At 67.9% G+C, this 15,535-nt stretch carries 12 protein-coding genes; 9 read left to right on the forward strand and 3 right to left on the reverse strand.

The features are described 5' to 3' along the window. The first annotated feature begins 22 nt into the window (after positions 1 to 22). On the forward strand, positions 23 to 1,462 hold the full coding sequence (locus tag WMF36_RS09265; protein ID WP_437579249.1) for a carboxypeptidase regulatory-like domain-containing protein: 1,440 nt from the start codon (positions 23 to 25) through the stop codon (positions 1,460 to 1,462). A gap of 718 nt (positions 1,463 to 2,180) precedes the next feature. Continuing rightward, entirely contained in the window at positions 2,181 to 2,396 is a 216-nt protein-coding gene (locus tag WMF36_RS09270; protein ID WP_437579250.1) for a hypothetical protein, read from the forward strand. Between the two features lie 80 nt (positions 2,397 to 2,476). On the opposite strand, the gene WMF36_RS09275 is transcribed toward WMF36_RS09270, so the two are convergent. From WMF36_RS09275 to WMF36_RS09285, 3 genes are all read right to left on the reverse strand, one after another. Then, positions 2,477 to 3,142 (reverse strand): hypothetical protein, encoded by a 666-nt coding sequence (locus tag WMF36_RS09275; RefSeq protein WP_437579251.1) that lies wholly within the window; start codon positions 3,140 to 3,142, stop codon positions 2,477 to 2,479. A gap of 198 nt (positions 3,143 to 3,340) precedes the next feature. Beyond that, complete coding sequence (locus WMF36_RS09280) at positions 3,341 to 4,327, reverse strand: hypothetical protein (protein WP_437579252.1); 987 nt, start codon at positions 4,325 to 4,327, stop codon at positions 3,341 to 3,343. Between the two features lie 33 nt (positions 4,328 to 4,360). After that, positions 4,361 to 5,425: a hypothetical protein gene (locus WMF36_RS09285; protein ID WP_437579253.1), complete on the reverse strand. Its 1,065-nt coding sequence runs from the start codon at positions 5,423 to 5,425 to the stop codon at positions 4,361 to 4,363. Positions 5,426 to 5,612: 187 nt separating this feature from the next. Between WMF36_RS09285 and WMF36_RS09290 the strand changes: the two genes are divergently transcribed. The 7 genes from WMF36_RS09290 (at position 5,613) to WMF36_RS09320 (ending at position 15,526) form a co-directional block, all read left to right on the forward strand. Next, a complete protein-coding gene (locus WMF36_RS09290; protein ID WP_437488646.1) occupies positions 5,613 to 6,722 on the forward strand; it encodes a DUF444 family protein in 1,110 nt (369 codons plus the stop codon). Positions 6,723 to 6,728: 6 nt separating this feature from the next. Further along, a complete protein-coding gene (locus WMF36_RS09295) occupies positions 6,729 to 8,291 on the forward strand; it encodes a SpoVR family protein (protein WP_437579254.1) in 1,563 nt (520 codons plus the stop codon). Next, a complete protein-coding gene (locus tag WMF36_RS09300) occupies positions 8,288 to 9,496 on the forward strand; it encodes a tetratricopeptide repeat protein (RefSeq protein WP_437579255.1) in 1,209 nt (402 codons plus the stop codon). Before WMF36_RS09295 ends, WMF36_RS09300 begins: the two co-directional genes overlap by 4 nt. An 849-nt stretch (positions 9,497 to 10,345) precedes the next feature. Further along, a complete protein-coding gene (locus tag WMF36_RS09305; RefSeq protein WP_437579256.1) occupies positions 10,346 to 10,921 on the forward strand; it encodes a hypothetical protein in 576 nt (191 codons plus the stop codon). A gap of 55 nt (positions 10,922 to 10,976) precedes the next feature. Continuing rightward, positions 10,977 to 12,143, forward strand: a complete 1,167-nt coding sequence (locus WMF36_RS09310) for a methyltransferase domain-containing protein (RefSeq protein WP_437579257.1) — start codon at positions 10,977 to 10,979, stop codon at positions 12,141 to 12,143. A gap of 44 nt (positions 12,144 to 12,187) precedes the next feature. Then, positions 12,188 to 14,584, forward strand: coding sequence for a SpoIIE family protein phosphatase (locus WMF36_RS09315; RefSeq protein WP_437488659.1), 2,397 nt, complete (start codon positions 12,188 to 12,190; stop codon positions 14,582 to 14,584). Between the two features lie 24 nt (positions 14,585 to 14,608). Next, positions 14,609 to 15,526 (forward strand): slr1658 superfamily regulator, encoded by a 918-nt coding sequence (locus WMF36_RS09320; RefSeq protein ID WP_012234413.1) that lies wholly within the window; start codon positions 14,609 to 14,611, stop codon positions 15,524 to 15,526. Positions 15,527 to 15,535: the final 9 nt, after the last annotated feature.

Genomic DNA, 15,535 nt, shown 5'->3' on the forward strand with positions numbered 1-15,535 from the left:
GTCGGGCAAGGCGGGAGTCTTGATGGCTGCGATCGCTGTAGCGCCGGGCGTCATCGCTGGCTGCTCCTGCGGCGATACGGGAGGCACGGCGACCCCGGCATCCGGCGGCGCGGGGCCTGGCGGCGAGGGAGGAGACGGAGGCGGCGTCGGCAGCGGCTTCGGCGGCTTCCTGGCGAATGTCGGCGGGGGCGGCCTGGGGGGCAACGGCAACGGCTCGTGCGAGGGCCTCGAATGCCAGCAGGTCCAATGCGAGAACGGGGCGAAGACCACGGTGAGCGGCACCGTCTACGACCCCTCGGGCAAACTGCCCCTCTACAACGTGATTGTCTACGTTCCGAATGCGCCGCTCGATCCGCTCACCGACGGCGCGACCTGCGATCAGTGCAGCGCGACGCTCTCGGGCTCGCCCCTCGTGACGGCGCTGACCGACACGAAAGGGAGCTTCGTCCTGGAGGACGTGCCGGTCGGCGAGAGCATCCCGCTCGTCGTCCAGGTGGGCAAGTGGCGGCGCGAGATCAAGCTCCCGGTGGTCGAGAGATGCAAGGACACCGCGACGGATGCCGGGACCATCCGGCTGCCGCGCAGCCAGGCGGAGGGGCACATCCCGAGGATCGCGCTCACGACGGGCGGCGCCGATCCGCTCGAGTGCTTGCTGCGCAAGCTCGGGATCGACGAGAGCGAGTTCACTCCGGAGACCGGGACGGGGCGGATCAACCTGTTTGCCGGTCGTGGCGACGAGGGGCACCCCGTGACGACGCGGTACGCGGACGGCCTCAATCAAGGTGTGGAGCTCACGCCGGCCACGAGCCTCTGGGGGACCGTCGACAGCCTGCGCCAGTACGACATGGTGATCCTCGCCTGCGAGGCCGATCCGCACGTCGAAGACAAGCCGGAGACGGCGCGCCAGGCCATGCTCGATTACACCTCGATGGGCGGGCGCGTGTTCGCGTCCCACTGGCACAACGTCTGGCTGAAGCGGGGGCCGGCGCCGTTCCCGAGCACGGCGGTCTGGGACAACTTCAACGAGGACCCGGTGAGCCCCCTCACGGCGCTCGTGGACACCACGCTTCCGAAGGGGCAAGCCCTGGCGGACTGGCTCGTCAACGTCGGCGCGTCGACCGCGCCCGGCGAGATCGTGATCAACGGGGCGCAGCACACGGTGAACGACGTGGTCGAGGGCACCTCGACCCGGTGGATCTATTACAACGAGCCTGAGCCGGCCGGGGTCCAGTACTTCACGTTCAACACGCCCATCGGCGTCGACGAAGATCAGCAGTGCGGGCGCCTCGTGTTCACGGACATCCATGTCTCCGCGGGCGACGTCACCGGCCCGCCCTTCCCGGAGGGGTGCTCCGAGGAGGAGCTGACGCCTCAGGAGAAGGCGCTGCTCTTCATGCTGTTCGACCTGTCGTCCTGCATCGTGCCCGACGACGAGGAGCCGCAGGTCCCCATTCCGCAGTGACGCCCCCGGTTTGACTCCGCCCGCCCGCTCTCCTCCGTGGGCCGGCCCCGGAGCCCTCTGCCAGGGCTGCATGACGGACATCAGCGTTCTCCCGATAGACGTCGTCCCCCTCCCGAGCTGCCGCAAACGATGCTTGGCCACGCGCGGGAACGCGGGAAGTGGGCGCCCCGCGCCCGCGACCGAGCGTCGGTCGTCATCGGGCCACGCCTGAGCGTTTCTCCGGAACACCCTGCTTCAATCCGCTGCGTCTGACGCGCGAGACCGTGAGCCCTGGAGCGTCGGTTCTCACATTGCGCGCGATCGGCCGGAGGCTCACGCTGCCAGCCATTCCGCCGCTCTGCCTCGCCGCGTTGCGCAGCGACAGCGATTGAGCAGAGCAAGACGGCAAGGACGACGACAGCAAAGACAAGAGGCTGTCGCGGTGGGAAGCACCACGCACATACGGAATGTCATCCATGCATGGCCCGGGGATCCTGCTAGGCTGAATCTCAGCCGCAGTGCGGCGCCACTCCCGAGCCTGGGTCGCTGGTTTCGGCTCGCCCGAAGGAGCATTCCTACGATGGTCCAGCATCGCCCTACGCCAGCGGCTGCATGTGGGACCATCGAGCGCGGGCCTCGCGAAGGCGGCCGCGCGCCGCGGTCTCTCGAGACGTTGCAGGGCACCGGGCGCACGGAGGCGCTTCCGCCGCAGAGCGGGATGGGGGGGGTGTGCGGAGCGATGGAGGGCGATGAAGTTCAAGTCTGTCCTGCGTCCCTGCCGCCGTCCTCGCGCCGGTACCTCGCTGGCCGGCGCGGTGACGCGGGCTGCCCGCTCTGCGCGAGACGCGCGCGCGGGGGGGCGACGCTGTCGGGGCTCGGCGGGACGGCGTACCACTTCCTGACCGCCACCTGGGTGGTCCTCATGGTCGGCGAGCCGTCGCCGTCGCAGCCCTGACCGGGCACCGCTGGGATCTGCTGTTGTAGGGAAAATGCAGGCGGGCGCTCCGCGACGCGCGGCGCGCCCGACGCTGCGGCTCAGCTGGCCGACCGCCTTCCGGCGGTCGCGCGCTTCTGGCCGGCCCTCTGCGCGCCCGGCTGCGCTGACCTCGTCCGCCGGGCTCCACCGCGCCCGCCGGCAGGCGGCTGCCTCGCCGCGCCGGCGCGCTGCGGTGCCGCCCGCTTGGTGCTCGCCGCCTTGCGCGCCGTCTTTCGCCCGCCGGCCGCCGCCGGCCCGGCAGTGCCCCGGGCGCGCCCCGCCGCCCCGCCGGCGGCGGCCCGCTTCCTCGTAGCAGCCGCCTTCTTGGCCGCGGCGCTCCGCGGCCCGCTCGTCTGGCCGGCGGCCGCCTTCCTCGCCGCGCTGCCCGTCCTCGGCTTCGCCCCCGCCTTTGCCCCCGCCGTGGTGCGCGCCGTGCCCGGCCGCGCGGCGGCGCCTGCTCCTGCTTTGCGCGCCCCCTTCCCGGCCTGGGTCGCGCGCCGGGTCGGGCTCGCGGTCTTCCTCGCGCCGCTGGCCGCGGCCTTGGTCCTTGCGCCGCTGGCCGCGGCCTTGGTCCTCGCGCCGCTGGCCGCGGCCTTGGTCCGCCTGCCCGGCGCCGTCCGACCGGCCTCGCCCTGGGACGTCGCAGGCGAATCCTGTTCGCGCTCGCCGCCCCCGACCCGCTTCCGCTGCTTGGACGTATCCTTCGCTGTCTCGCCTCTCGGCATTGAGCCCTCCCCCCGAGCTCTCTCGACATGAGCTCGCTCGTGGACTCATGGTGCCACAGCCTTTCCTCTTTCCCGGTCGGAAAGTCGGCGGGAAGTACCGGAATCGAAATCAGGAATCGCTGTAGCCCACCCCGGCGAAAGCGCCTATTGCGCGTCAGGCATGCGGCGGATCGGCGCCGGAGACCCGCTCGGAAGCGCTCAGAAATCCCAGTCGAAGCCGACGCGGATGCCGCCCTTGAGGTTCCACTGGGCGGGGCGCCGGTGGGTCTCGAGCACGTGCTCGACCGCGATGCCGAGACCGGCCCACGGCATGACGCCCCGCATCCGCAGGGAGGAGACGCCGACCAGCGCGCCGGCGCGCAGCCCCGGGCTCAAGCGGAGGTCGTCCTGGGTGAAGTACGCGAGCGAGGCGAGCTCGCCTTCGTAGTGCCAGGTGCGGGCGTGGTACCGCAGCACCATCGGCAACGCGGCGACGAAGCTGATGGGGAAGCGGGTCTTGGTCTCCGTCTGCTCGAGCTGCGCCGTGCCGCCGAACTCGCCGCCGGCCAGGAACGTCCAGCGCTCGTCGAGCCCGTTGCCGAGCAGCATCCGCGCCGAGCCGCCGGCGCCGGGGAGGACCCGGCCGGCCGCGCCCTCGAGGACCACGATGCCGCCCCCTTCCACGTTGAGCGTGGTCCGGTAGGCGTCGGTCTCGCGCCCCCGGAAGGCCGGGGACGGGCGGAGCCAGAACGGGCACTCGGCCGGCGCATCGCCGGCGCCGCGCGCGCGGCGCACCGCCTCGGCGAGGAGCGCGCGCACCCGCGTCGCGAACAGGAGATCCGCGACCTCGTCGAGATCGTCCCCGCCGCGCCGGAACGCCTCCTCGACGGGCCCGCCGAGCTCGAGGATCTGCCGGTCGAGCGCGGCGAGCGCGGCGGCGCGCGTCTCCGCGGTCGCCGAGCACACGCTCATCAGCGCCGGCGACATGATCTCGTCGAGCTCGTACCGATCGATCGTCCAGCCGAGCGACTGCTGCACCTCGACCATCTTCTCGAGATCGACGAGCAGGCCGACCACCGCGAGATCGCGCGGCGCGGCCTCCTCCGGCGGCGCCCGCGGCGGCGCGGCCTCCGCGAGGGGCGCCGCCGGCGCCGCGAGCAGCGCGGCGAGCACCGGACCCCACGCCAGCGCGGACATCTTTCCCATCGCCCCTCGCACGATCGCCCCTCGCATCGTCCCTCAGAAGCAGGTGCCGCCGCCGCAGCTCCTGCCCACGCAGCGCAGCAGCTGGAACGTCTCGGGGCTGTTCATGCACTCGAACCCGCAGACCGCGGGGCCGTTCCCCTCGTCGAGGCAGCCGAAGAAGCACGCCACGTCCTCGGCGCAGGCGAGGCTGGTGAGGCACTGGTTGAGCTGCGCGCAGCAGCTCTCGGCCACGCAGCCCCCGCACGCGGTCCCGTCGGACGGGCAGGCGGGGCCGCCGCAGAGGCCGTTCTGGCAGTCGTCTTCGCAGCACTCGTCCGAGCCCACGCACGGCCGGCCGTCGGGCGTGCACTCGGTCACGCACCCGGAGACCGGATCGCACGCGCCGCTGCAGCATGCCGCGTCGGATGCGCAGGCGCTGCCGTCTCCGGCGCACGCGCCGCAGGTCAGTCCGCAGATCTCCGTGGCCTCGCCGACGCAGCTCTCGTCCCAGCTGGCGCTGCAGCAGAACGGGTCGAACCGGCAGACCTCCGCCTCGCAGCCGCCGCAGTCCGCCGCGAGCGGCGCGCCGATCGCGCAGGGCTCGTGCGAGCAGGCCACGCCCCCGCAGACGCCCTCGTCGCAGACGCCGGAGCAGCACGCGTCGGCCGCGCCGCACGCCTCCCCGTCGGGGCTGCACCCGCCGCAGACACCCGCGTTGCAGCGCCCGGAACAGCAGTCCGCGCCCGCGTTGCAGCCGGAGCCATCGGGCGAGCACGCCTCGGCGCAGGAGCCATCGGCCGAGCAGCCCTGCCCGCAGATCCCCTCGGTGCACAGCCCCGTGCAGCAGTCGCCCGGGGCGTCGCACGGCGCGCCGTCCTGCGCGCAGCTGCCGCCGCCACAGATCCCCCGCGCGCACGCGGCGCTGCAGCAGTCGGCCGCGCCCCGGCAGGGGAGCCCGTCCTCCCGGCACACCGTCGCGTCCGGACGTGCGTCGGGGGCGCCCCCTGCGTCCGCGAGCTCGGACAGCCCGACGAGCTGCTCGCGGGAGCCGCAGCCCAGGGCCGGAGCCGCGAGGGCGAGAAGGACCACCAGGAGCAGGGCGGGCGCTCGGGAAAGCACGGGCTCGAGGCTATCACGGGCGCAGTCCATGACGGGCGGGCGTGACGTGGGGAAAGCGGCGTGAAGCGTGGCGGGACGGAGCGGTAGGGGACGGCGGTGGGGGGAGCGCAAGACGGCGGTGCGGGAGACCTCGGCGGCCTGCCGAACGTTCGGACCCGGGGCCGCTTCCGATGCTACACTCGCCAGCGTGTCGTTGAAGATCGACCAGGATCACGGGCGCTTCCGTCAGATCGTTCGCGGCCGCATCCGCGAGAACCTGCGCAAGTACATTTCGCAGGGCGAGCTCATCGGGCGAAAGGGAAAGGACCTCGTCTCGATTCCCATTCCGCAGATCGACATCCCGCGCTTCCGCTTCGGCGACAAGCAGCGCGGTGGCGTGGGGCAGGGCGAGGGCAACCCCGGCGATCCTGTGGGAGGCTCGGACGACAAGCAGCCCGGGCAGGGGCAGGCGGGCAGCGGCGAGGGCGACCACCTCCTCGAGGTCGACGTCACGCTCGAGGAGCTCGCCGGCATCCTCGGCGAGGAGCTCGAGCTGCCCGACATCATGGACAAGGGCAAGAGCAAGATCTCGAACGCCCACGACCGCTACTCGGGCATCCGCCGGGTCGGCCCGGAGTCGCTGCGTCACTTCAAGCGGACGTACCGCGAGGCGCTGAAGCGGATGATCTCGAGCGGGACGTTCCGCCCGACGGCGCCTGTGGTCGTCCCCATCCCGGACGACAAGCGGTACCGCTCGTGGAAGACGATCACCGAGCCCGTCGCGAACGCGGTCATCATCTACATGATGGACGTCTCCGGCTCGATGGGCGACGAGCAGAAGGAGATCGTGCGTATCGAGTCGTTCTGGATCGATGCGTGGCTGACGCGCCAGTACAAGGGCCTCGAGTCGCGCTTCATCATCCACGACGCGATCGCCCGCGAGGTCGACCGGGACACGTTCTTCCACACGCGCGAGTCCGGCGGCACGATGATCTCGAGCGCCTACAAGCTCTGCTCTCAGATCATCGACAACGACTACCCGCCGCACGAGTGGAACATCTATCCGTTCCACTTCTCCGACGGCGACAACTGGTCGATGGACGACACGCTCTCCTGCGTGGACGTGCTCAAGAACCAGCTCCTGCCGCGGGTCAACATGTTCGCCTACGGGCAGGTCGAGAGCCCGTACGGCTCTGGCCAGTTCATCAAGGATCTGAAGGAGCACTTCTCGCATGACGACCGGGTCGTGGTGAGCGAGATCAGGGACAAGGACGCCATCGTGGGCAGCATCAAGGATTTCCTGGGGAAGGGGAAGTAGAGCGGTATGAGCAAGTTCGCGTTGAACACCGCGCTCCCCCGGTACCTGCGCACCGAGAAGGAGCGCATCGAGAAGATCGCCCGGGACTTCGGGCTCGACTTCTTCCCGGTCATCTTCGAGATGCTGACGTACGACCAGATGAACGAGATCGCCGCGTACGGCGGCTTCCCGAGCCGCTATCCGCACTGGCGGTTCGGCATGGAGTACGAGCAGCTGTCGAAGAGCTACGAGTATGGCCTCTCGAAGATCTACGAGATGGTCATCAACAACAACCCTTCGTACGCCTACCTGCTCGAGGGCAACTCGCTCACCGACCAGAAGCTCGTGATGGCGCACGTGTACGCGCACGTCGACTTCTTCAAGAACAACTTCTGCTTCCGGTCCACCGATCTCGACTATCGCGGCCCGCTCGTCGACCCCGTGCGCAAGAGCGAGTCCTATGATCCGGACCGCAAGTGGATCGACAAGATGGCGAACCACGGCGCCCGCGTGTCGCGCCACATCGAGCGCCACGGCATCAACAAGGTCGAGGCGTTCGTCGACCACTGCCTCTCGCTCGAGAACCTGATCGACCCGTGGGCCCCGTTCACCGGCCGCCCGGCGCCCAGGGAGGAAGAGGAGCCCACGGAGGAGCCGATGGACACCTACAAGCTCCGCGCCAAGGAGTACATGGACTCCTTCATCAACCCGGAGGAGATCCTCGCGGCGCAGAAAAAGAAGCGGCAGGACCAGAAGAAGCCGGATCGCAAGGTCCCGGAGCGCCCGGAGCGCGACGTGCTCAAGTTCCTGCTCGACCACGCGCCGCTCGATCGGTGGGAGCGCGACGTGCTCGAGATCATCCGCGAGGAGGCCTACTACTTCGTGCCCCAGCGCCAGACGAAGATCATGAACGAGGGGTGGGCCTCGTACTGGCACTCGAGGATGATGACCGAGAAGGTCCTCGATGCGTCGGAGATCATCGACTACGCCGAGAACAACGCCGGTGTCATGGCGACGGCGCCGGGGCGGTTCAACCCCTACAAGGTCGGCGTGGAGCTCTATCGCTACATCGAGGAGCGGTGGAACAAGGGCCGCTTCGGCCGCGAATGGGAGGAGTGCACCGACCTCGACGCGAAGCGCACCTGGGACATGCGGCTCGGCCTCGGCCGCGAGAAGATCTTCCAGGTGCGCGCGCTCTACAACGACGTGACCTTCATCGACGAGTTCCTGACGCCGGAGTTCATCATCGATCAGAAGATGTACACGTTCGGCTTCTCGGGGCGGAACGACAGGTTCGAGATCGAGAGCCGCGAGTTCAAGGAGGTGAAGGAGAAGCTCCTCTTCCAGCTCACGAACTTCGGCGACCCCTACATCCGCGTCGTCGACGCCAACTACGGCAACCGCGGCGAGCTCCTGCTCGAGCACGTGCACGGCGGCTTCGACCTGCGCGCCGACTACGCGCGCGAGACGCTCATGGCGCTCGTCCGGTGCTGGAAGCGGCCGGTCGGCGTGGCGACGAAGATGGACAACAAGCCTGTGCTGCTCCGGTACGACGGCAAGGAGCACGCGATGACCCCGTACAAGCTGTGAGCTCCTGCGGATCGATCCGCCGGCTCGCGGTCCTGCTCGCGCTCGCCGGCTGCGCCGGCGCGCCGGCGGCGCGGCAGCCGGCGGAGGCGCCCGCGCGATCGGCCTCGCTCGACCCGCCCGCGTCGCCGCCCGTGCCTGCCGCGCCGCCGGCGGGGAGCGCGTCCGCCGCGAGCGCGGCGGGAGCGCCGGCGATCGGCTCGGGCGTCCCGCTCGACGCGCCGTCCACCAGCGAGGCCGCGGCGGCGAGCCCTCCTCCGCGCGTCGCGCGCGGCACCGGCACGCCGGCGGACAGGAAGCTCGAGGAGGGCGACGCCGCCTACGCGGGAGGTGATTTCGCCGCCGCGGAGAAGGCCTATCGCGCGGCCGCGCTGCTCGACAGGAAAGACCCCGCGGCGATCGTGGGGGCCCAGCGCGCGGCGATCGCCAGGGCGGGGGTGTCCTCCGATTACAACGGAGCGCCGGGCGACAGGACGCTGCTCGCCGCGGTTCCGGAGCTGAAGCGCGCGGTGAAGCTCGATCCCGGCCACGCGCCGGCGCACCTCGAGCTCGGCCGCGCCCTCCTCGTCCTCGGCCGCGCCGAAGCGGCGCTCTCCGAGCTCGCGCGGGCCGCGGAGCTCGCGCCGAGCGACGCCGAGGCCCGCTCCGCGCTCGGCGTCGCTCACCTCGCGCTCGGCAACCTGCAGGACGCCGTCCGCGAGCTCACGCGGTCCGCCGAGCTCGCCCCCGGCGACGCCGAGCGGCAGGCGAACCTCGGGACAGCGCTGCTCGCCGCGGGGAAGACGGCGGACGCGATCCGCGCCTACGAGCGCGCCGCGAAGCTCGCGCCGGCCGACGCGCGCCTGCAAAACGATCTCGGGACGGCGCTCCTCGCCGCGAACGATCCGGCGCGCGCCGTCCCGTACCTCGAGGCGGCCGTGGCCCGCGACCCGACGCGCGCAACGTACCGATCGAACCTCGGGTATGCGCACCACCTCCGCGGCGACCTGCCCAGGGCGACCGCGCTCTACCGCGAGGCGCTGCGGCTCGACGACAAGCTCGGCAGCGCCTGGATCAACCTGGGCAACGCGCTGGCGCAGTCGGGCCAGCTGAAGGACGCGCGCGCAGCGTACGAGAAGGCGCGCGCGGTGGATCCCACGGATCCGCGCGTGAAGGCCGTGATGGACGAGCTCGACGCGATCGAGCGGCGCGGCGCCGCGCCGCGGTGACAGCCGCCTATTCGCCGCTTCTGTCGCGCGGGCGCGTGTCAAGCGCAATCGTCGTCGAGCGCGCGCCTGGCCTCCAGCGCTCGCCGCGGTCGGCGGAGAGAGCGAGTTGGCGGGCCAAGCGAGCTCACGGAACGCGCGTCGCCCGCGGCCGCGCGCGCTCTCGCGAGGCCGGACCGCGGGGCGCGCGCGCCCGGATCCGTACGTCGCTGTGAAACCACCCGCCGGAGAGGGCCATTCGCCTCCGCGCTCCTCGCCCGCCTGCACTGGGTAGGTCGCCCCACCGAGGTCCGCACACTTCCGTAGCGACTCGCGACCACACGCCTTGAGTCATCTCCGCAGTGCCGGGCGATGGCATGAAAGTGTTGACAGGACCGACGCGCTTTCGATTACCTCCCTTGACGGTGTTCTCGAGGGCTTCGACGGCAGCAGGCGCCGCCTGCCAAGATCTGTGGCCGGTGCGCGCAGCGGCGAATTCTACGTCGCCGCTGCACGGCGCGCGCGCCTCGACTTGTGGACAAATGGGCCGACGAGCACCCGCGCCGCGGTCTTCCCACAGGGCGCTGAGCCCGGGCAACTGCGGAGGTAGCGGTCCGGACCCCCAGAGGCGCAGCGGACGGGTACCTTTCTCTACAGGCTCAAATGTTCAGCAACGATCGAGTGTGATTTATATCACATTATTGTCTCGATCCTGTAGCAATCCGGGCATCTTCAAGGCAGTCCTCGTTAGCGCTGTGCTCGTCCGAGTTCACCATGGCGACCTCGAACGGGAGCGCGATGCACTCGACGCGGCACCCAGACTCCAGGTACTCTGCGTCCTGCCTCCTCTCGCAAACCAACCCCGAGGCCTTGATGTCCGTTTCGAAGCCGACCGATGTAGCCCCGACGCTGCGACCACCGCCGGTCATGGCGCCGAGCGGCACGATCATCTCAGCCAACTTCTCGGTCACTGGCTTCAGCAAGCGCTGGAGCCACTGCCATCAGATGGCGAACTTCCTCGCGCGATACGCGAGCGCAAACGAGGACGACCCGGAGCGCTATGCGACGCTGCTGTCGACCTTCTTCAACGAGCTGCTTGAAGCGATCTATCGCAATCACGAGCCGTCGGGCGACATCATCATCACCTTCCAGAGGAACCACGGTCGCATCATCGTGACGGCTGAGGTGCCCGCCAGCAGCGAGAATCTGGCGTTCTACAAGCACGCCGTCCAGCTGCTCAATCAGCCGGATCCGATGGCCTGGTACCGAGAGCAGCTCGAGCACGACGTGCCCGACAACGATGTTACGACTCTAGGTCTGCTGGAGCTCGCGGTGGTGTACGGTTCGACGCTAAGCCTTACTGAACCCAAGAACGGGACCTCGCTGACACTGAACATCGAGCTGCCGTTTACTGAGGTAGATGAAAATGAGTGCTTCAATCTACCCTGAGAACGCTGTCCCGCCGTCGTCTTCATCGGGGAGCCTGCCATCCTGGCGCTCATCGGTGACCTTCAACATGCGGGTCGACCAGGACGACCAGGAGGTCGCCCTCGCCGGCATGCTCCGGCCGTTCGTGGGCGACCAGATGCGGGCGATCCGGGGGACGCTGGAGACCGCCGCGAAGAACGCGACAGGCGAGCTGACCCTCGACTTCAAGCGCCTCAAGTACATGAACAACGTCGCCTTCCTCGAGATCAACCGGTTCGTCCGGTGGGCCGTGGAAGAGCGACCGAACCTCAAGATCCGCCTCATCATCTCGAGCGTCATCCCCTGGGCGATGCGCAAGTTCCAGGTGATGGAGGAGCTCTATCCCAACGTCTCTGTGGAGGTGTACGATAAGGCCCTCTACCCGATCCAGAGCGTCATCGAGGATGAGGATTTCGTCCGGGTCCTGCGGACCCAGGAGAAGATCGTATACAACCACGAGCGCAAGCTGCTCCACCGGCACGGCCTGCGTCCGGGCATGAAGGTCGCCGACATCGGCTGCGGGCTCGGGGATTTCGCGGTCCGGCTCAACGCGGAGTACAAGCCGGAGTACGTCACCGCCGTCGACCACTCCAGGGCATTCCTGAAGCACGCCCAGGCGCACGCGCGGAGCCTCGGGATCGAGAACATCGAGTATCAGTACGGCGACGCCGCCGCGCTCCTGATCCCCGACGACGCCTTCGATTTCGTGTCCTGCCGGCTCGCCATCCAGGTCTTCCACATGCCGGACCAGCTGATGAAGGAGCTCTGCCGGATCTGCAAGCCCGGCGGCCGCGTCTACATCACGAACGAGATGCTCGCGTGCGTCACCGGCTTTCCGGATCAGGACCTCATCCGCATGGGGTACCGGCGGTACCTCGAGCTGAGCCGGATGGTCGGGATGGACTTCGACATCGGCGTGAGGACCCGCGAGCTGCTCGCGAGCGCGGGCCTCGAGGACATCCGCAGCGATCTCATCGACATCAACAACATGAACACCGACCCGAACCACTTCGCGAAGGTCGTAGAGAGCTGGATCAAATTCTGCGGCGACGTCGCGGCGTCGGCGAGCGCTGATCCGGTGATCTTCGAGGAGATTGGCATCGGGCTCCGGGCCCATGTCTCTGCGATCCTGAGCGACAAGGGGTATGCGAACTGGCCGATTCTCGCCGGCTCCGGGCGTAAGCCAGAACGGCTGATGCGATAGCTTGAGTGAACTGGAGGAGCCGATGAGGCGCCGCGAGCCGACATATGGAAGCTAAGGAGCGCAAGAAGTTTTCGATCGTTCAATGGATCGTCGAGAGGTCCTCCGGGCGCTTCCGCACGAAGTTCATGCTCGTGGCCTCGCTCGGCGTTCTCATCGCTCTGGCTTCGAGCGCGGGGACGGCCCTCTACAACGTTACACGCCTGGAGCAGGAGGCCAGCGCCGAGGTCTACGGCGGTATGGCCCGCGCGAACGACGAGTACCTCGAGAACTACATCGAGACGACGGCGCTCCGGCTCGACCTCCTGTTCGAGCAGACGTTCTCCGAGCTCCGGATGACGGCGTCGATCTTCCAGACGCTGATCGACAACCCGGACGCCGCGGAGGCGATAGGCAACCTCCCCGACCAATCGCCCTTCTTCAGGGACGATTTCCAGGTCGATCCCAACGGGAAGTGGACCCAGAACAAGCCGGGCGAGCAGTCCGTGATGAGCGTGTGGCACTACATGCTCCAGCCGGACGGCTCGATCAAGCCGGAGATCCTGAAGGACGTCAAGAAGAACGCCATCTTCGATCTGTTCGGCCCCGCCATCTGGAAGAACGGGAGCGAGAAGCTCCAGGTGTACTACGTGGGGTCGAAAGAGCGACCCATCATGCGCCTCACGCCCTGGCTCGAGATGGCGCAGACGTTCGATAGGCTCTATCCGGGGCACACGGACAAGAACTTCTGGGACTCCTTCTTCCCCGGCATCTACGAGGGATGGCAGCGGTGGTTGACGGATCCCAGCAGCAAGCCGGTCGCGAAGACCGACGTGACCGGTTATCCTCCTTACATCGACGCGGCGACCGGCGGCAATATCGTCACGTTCTTCAATCCTCTCTGGACGAAGGACCGGGCGGACTGCGCAGGGGCGGTCGCGATCGACGTCACGCTGGATCAGGCGGTGGCCCTCATCCGGCACGTGCACATCAAGTCCTCGGGCTTCGCGTTCATGTCGATGTCCGACTCGAACGTGCTCGCGATCAACAGCGAGGGGGAGAAGGTCCTCGGGATCGGCACGCGCGACGGGCAGAACGAGGGCGTGAAGGAGGTCAAGCGGCTCCTCAGCCAGAGCCAGTACCCCGAGGTCGCGAAGATCGCGATGCCGTCGAGCGAGAAGCCGGTCTTCCACCGGGTCTCGATCCAGCGGGCGCCCAACGAGCCGGCCACGCCCTACGTCATCGTCCTGCGGCGCCTGCCCGGGATGAACTTCTACCGGGGTGAGAAGCCCATCGGGATGGAATACTGGGTGCTCGGGTTCGTGGTGCCCGAGTCCGAGCTCTTCTCCACGGTGCACACGGCCCAGCGCGCCATCCAGTCGACGGCGAAGAACATCCTGGGCCAGCAGATCATCGTCGTCGTGCTGAGCCTGTTCGCCGTGCTGGTGGGCATCGCCTGGGTCGCGCGGAGGATCACGGCCAACCTCGTCGATCTCTCCGAGGCGGCGCACCGGCTGATGAACAAGGACTACTCGATGAGGGTCAACATCGACAGCCAGGATGAGATCGGGCGGCTCGGCATGACCTTCAACGCGATGGCGTCCGACATCGAGCGGTACACGGCGAACCTGGAGGAGCTCGTCAGCGAGCGGACGATGGCCCTCGAGAAGGCGAACGAGGAGATCAGCGAGCTGAACTCGAAGCTCGCGCAGGAGAACATCCGCCTCGGCGCCGAGCTGAACGTCGCTCGCCAGCTCCAGCTGATGGTGCTGCCGGCGCCGAGCGAGCTCCAGGAGATCCCGGGGCTCGACATCGCCGGCTACATGGCCCCGGCCGACGAGGTCGGCGGCGACTACTACGACGTGCTCCAGAGCGGCGGACTCGTGAAGATGGGCATCGGCGACGTCACCGGCCACGGCCTGGAGAGCGGCGTCTTGATGCTGATGGTGCAGACGGCCGTCCGGACGCTGCTCGCCGCCGACGAGCGGGACCCGAAGAAGTTCCTGAGCATCGTCAACAAGGTCATCTACCAGAACATCCAGCGGATCCGCTCGGACAAGAACCTGTCGCTGACCCTGCTCGACTACAGCGACGGGCAGCTCCAGTTCACCGGTCAGCACGAGGACCTGATCATCGTCCGGAAGGACGGCACCCTCGATCGCATCGAGACCATGGGGCTCGGCTTGCCGATCGGCATCGATCTGGATATCAGCGACTTCATCAGCAGCATCGAGGTGACGCTCGAGCCCGGGGACGTCGTGACGCTCTTCAGCGACGGTATCACCGAGGCGGAGGACTCTTCAGAGGAGCAATACGGCATCGACCGGCTGTGTCACGTGATCTCGCGGAACCACGAAAGAACCTCGAGGGAGATCAAGGACGCTATCATCGAGGATGTCTTGGCGCACGTTGGCTACAACAAAATCCATGATGACATTACGGTACTTGTCATTAAGAGGGTATGAGCAAGGGGGAGACTGGGCATTACCATGAGCGAAATCATCGGCGTCTACTCTTTAGACGATTCGTTCAGCGAACATATGTCGCTGACGTTGTACCCCGACTCGTTCGCGGTGAGATGGAGCCTGTGTAACCTGACGGCGAATTTCATGGCCGAGTACTTCGGAGAGCTCTTTCCGGAGATCGACGGCGAGGACAGGCTCATCAGCCGAGACGAAGTCTCAGGCGCCATCGGTTACGTTCTGAACGAGCTTGTTGAGAACGCCGTCAAGTTCAACCAGCACGGTGACATCACCGTGACCGTCGGCATCGGGCGCGAGGACCTGGTGTGCCTCGTCAGCAACCAGATCACGAACGCCGCTGTCCCTTCGCTGCGCGAGAAGCTGCTCGAGCTCACGCAGGAGGACCCAGGGGAGCTCCTGCGGAGGCAGGCGGAGGCGAACGCCGAGGACGCAGAGAACGCCGGGTCGGGGCTCGGCTATCTGATCATCATGAACGACTACGGTGTCAGTCTTGGATGGAAGCTGGACCCGATCTCGGTCAACAGCTTCAGCATCAAGACGATGGCCAGGATTCCTATTTTGAACGAAAGGTCGAGAATGGAAATCAAAGGTGGTAACTACCGGGTTTGGTACGATCCCTCCGAGGTGGTGGTGTACCTGGAAGGCATCCTTCGTCTTGGCGGCACCACCGAGTACGCTCCCATCGAGGAGCTGCTCGACAAGGTCCTGGCCACGAACCCACCCACCATCACGCTCGACGTCAGGGCGCTGAACTTCCTGAACAGCTCGGGGATCAACGTCCTCTACAAGTTCGCGATCGCCACCCGCAAGAAGGGTGAGCTCCAGCTCATCGTCCGCGGGTCGAAGTCCATCCCGTGGCAGGGGAAGTCGCTGCCCAACCTCAAGAAGTTCAACCAGAACTTCGAGATGATACTCTGTGATTGAGATCGGATG

This window comes from Sorangium sp. So ce887 (genome assembly GCF_051521455.1).
Lineage (GTDB): Bacteria > Myxococcota_A > Polyangia > Polyangiales > Polyangiaceae > Sorangium.

Coding starts and splice junctions, on each gene's coding strand:
- WMF36_RS09315 (WP_437488659.1), top strand. CDS start 12,188: ATGGAAGCTAAGGAGCGCAAGAAGTTTTCGATCGTTCAATGGATCGTC.
- WMF36_RS09280 (WP_437579252.1), bottom strand. CDS start 4,327: ATGGGAAAGATGTCCGCGCTGGCGTGGGGTCCGGTGCTCGCCGCGCTG.
- WMF36_RS09270 (WP_437579250.1), top strand. CDS start 2,181: ATGGAGGGCGATGAAGTTCAAGTCTGTCCTGCGTCCCTGCCGCCGTCC.
- WMF36_RS09275 (WP_437579251.1), bottom strand. CDS start 3,142: ATGCCGAGAGGCGAGACAGCGAAGGATACGTCCAAGCAGCGGAAGCGG.
- WMF36_RS09305 (WP_437579256.1), top strand. CDS start 10,346: ATGTCCGTTTCGAAGCCGACCGATGTAGCCCCGACGCTGCGACCACCG.
- WMF36_RS09320 (WP_012234413.1), top strand. CDS start 14,609: ATGAGCGAAATCATCGGCGTCTACTCTTTAGACGATTCGTTCAGCGAA.
- WMF36_RS09295 (WP_437579254.1), top strand. CDS start 6,729: ATGAGCAAGTTCGCGTTGAACACCGCGCTCCCCCGGTACCTGCGCACC.
- WMF36_RS09265 (WP_437579249.1), top strand. CDS start 23: ATGGCTGCGATCGCTGTAGCGCCGGGCGTCATCGCTGGCTGCTCCTGC.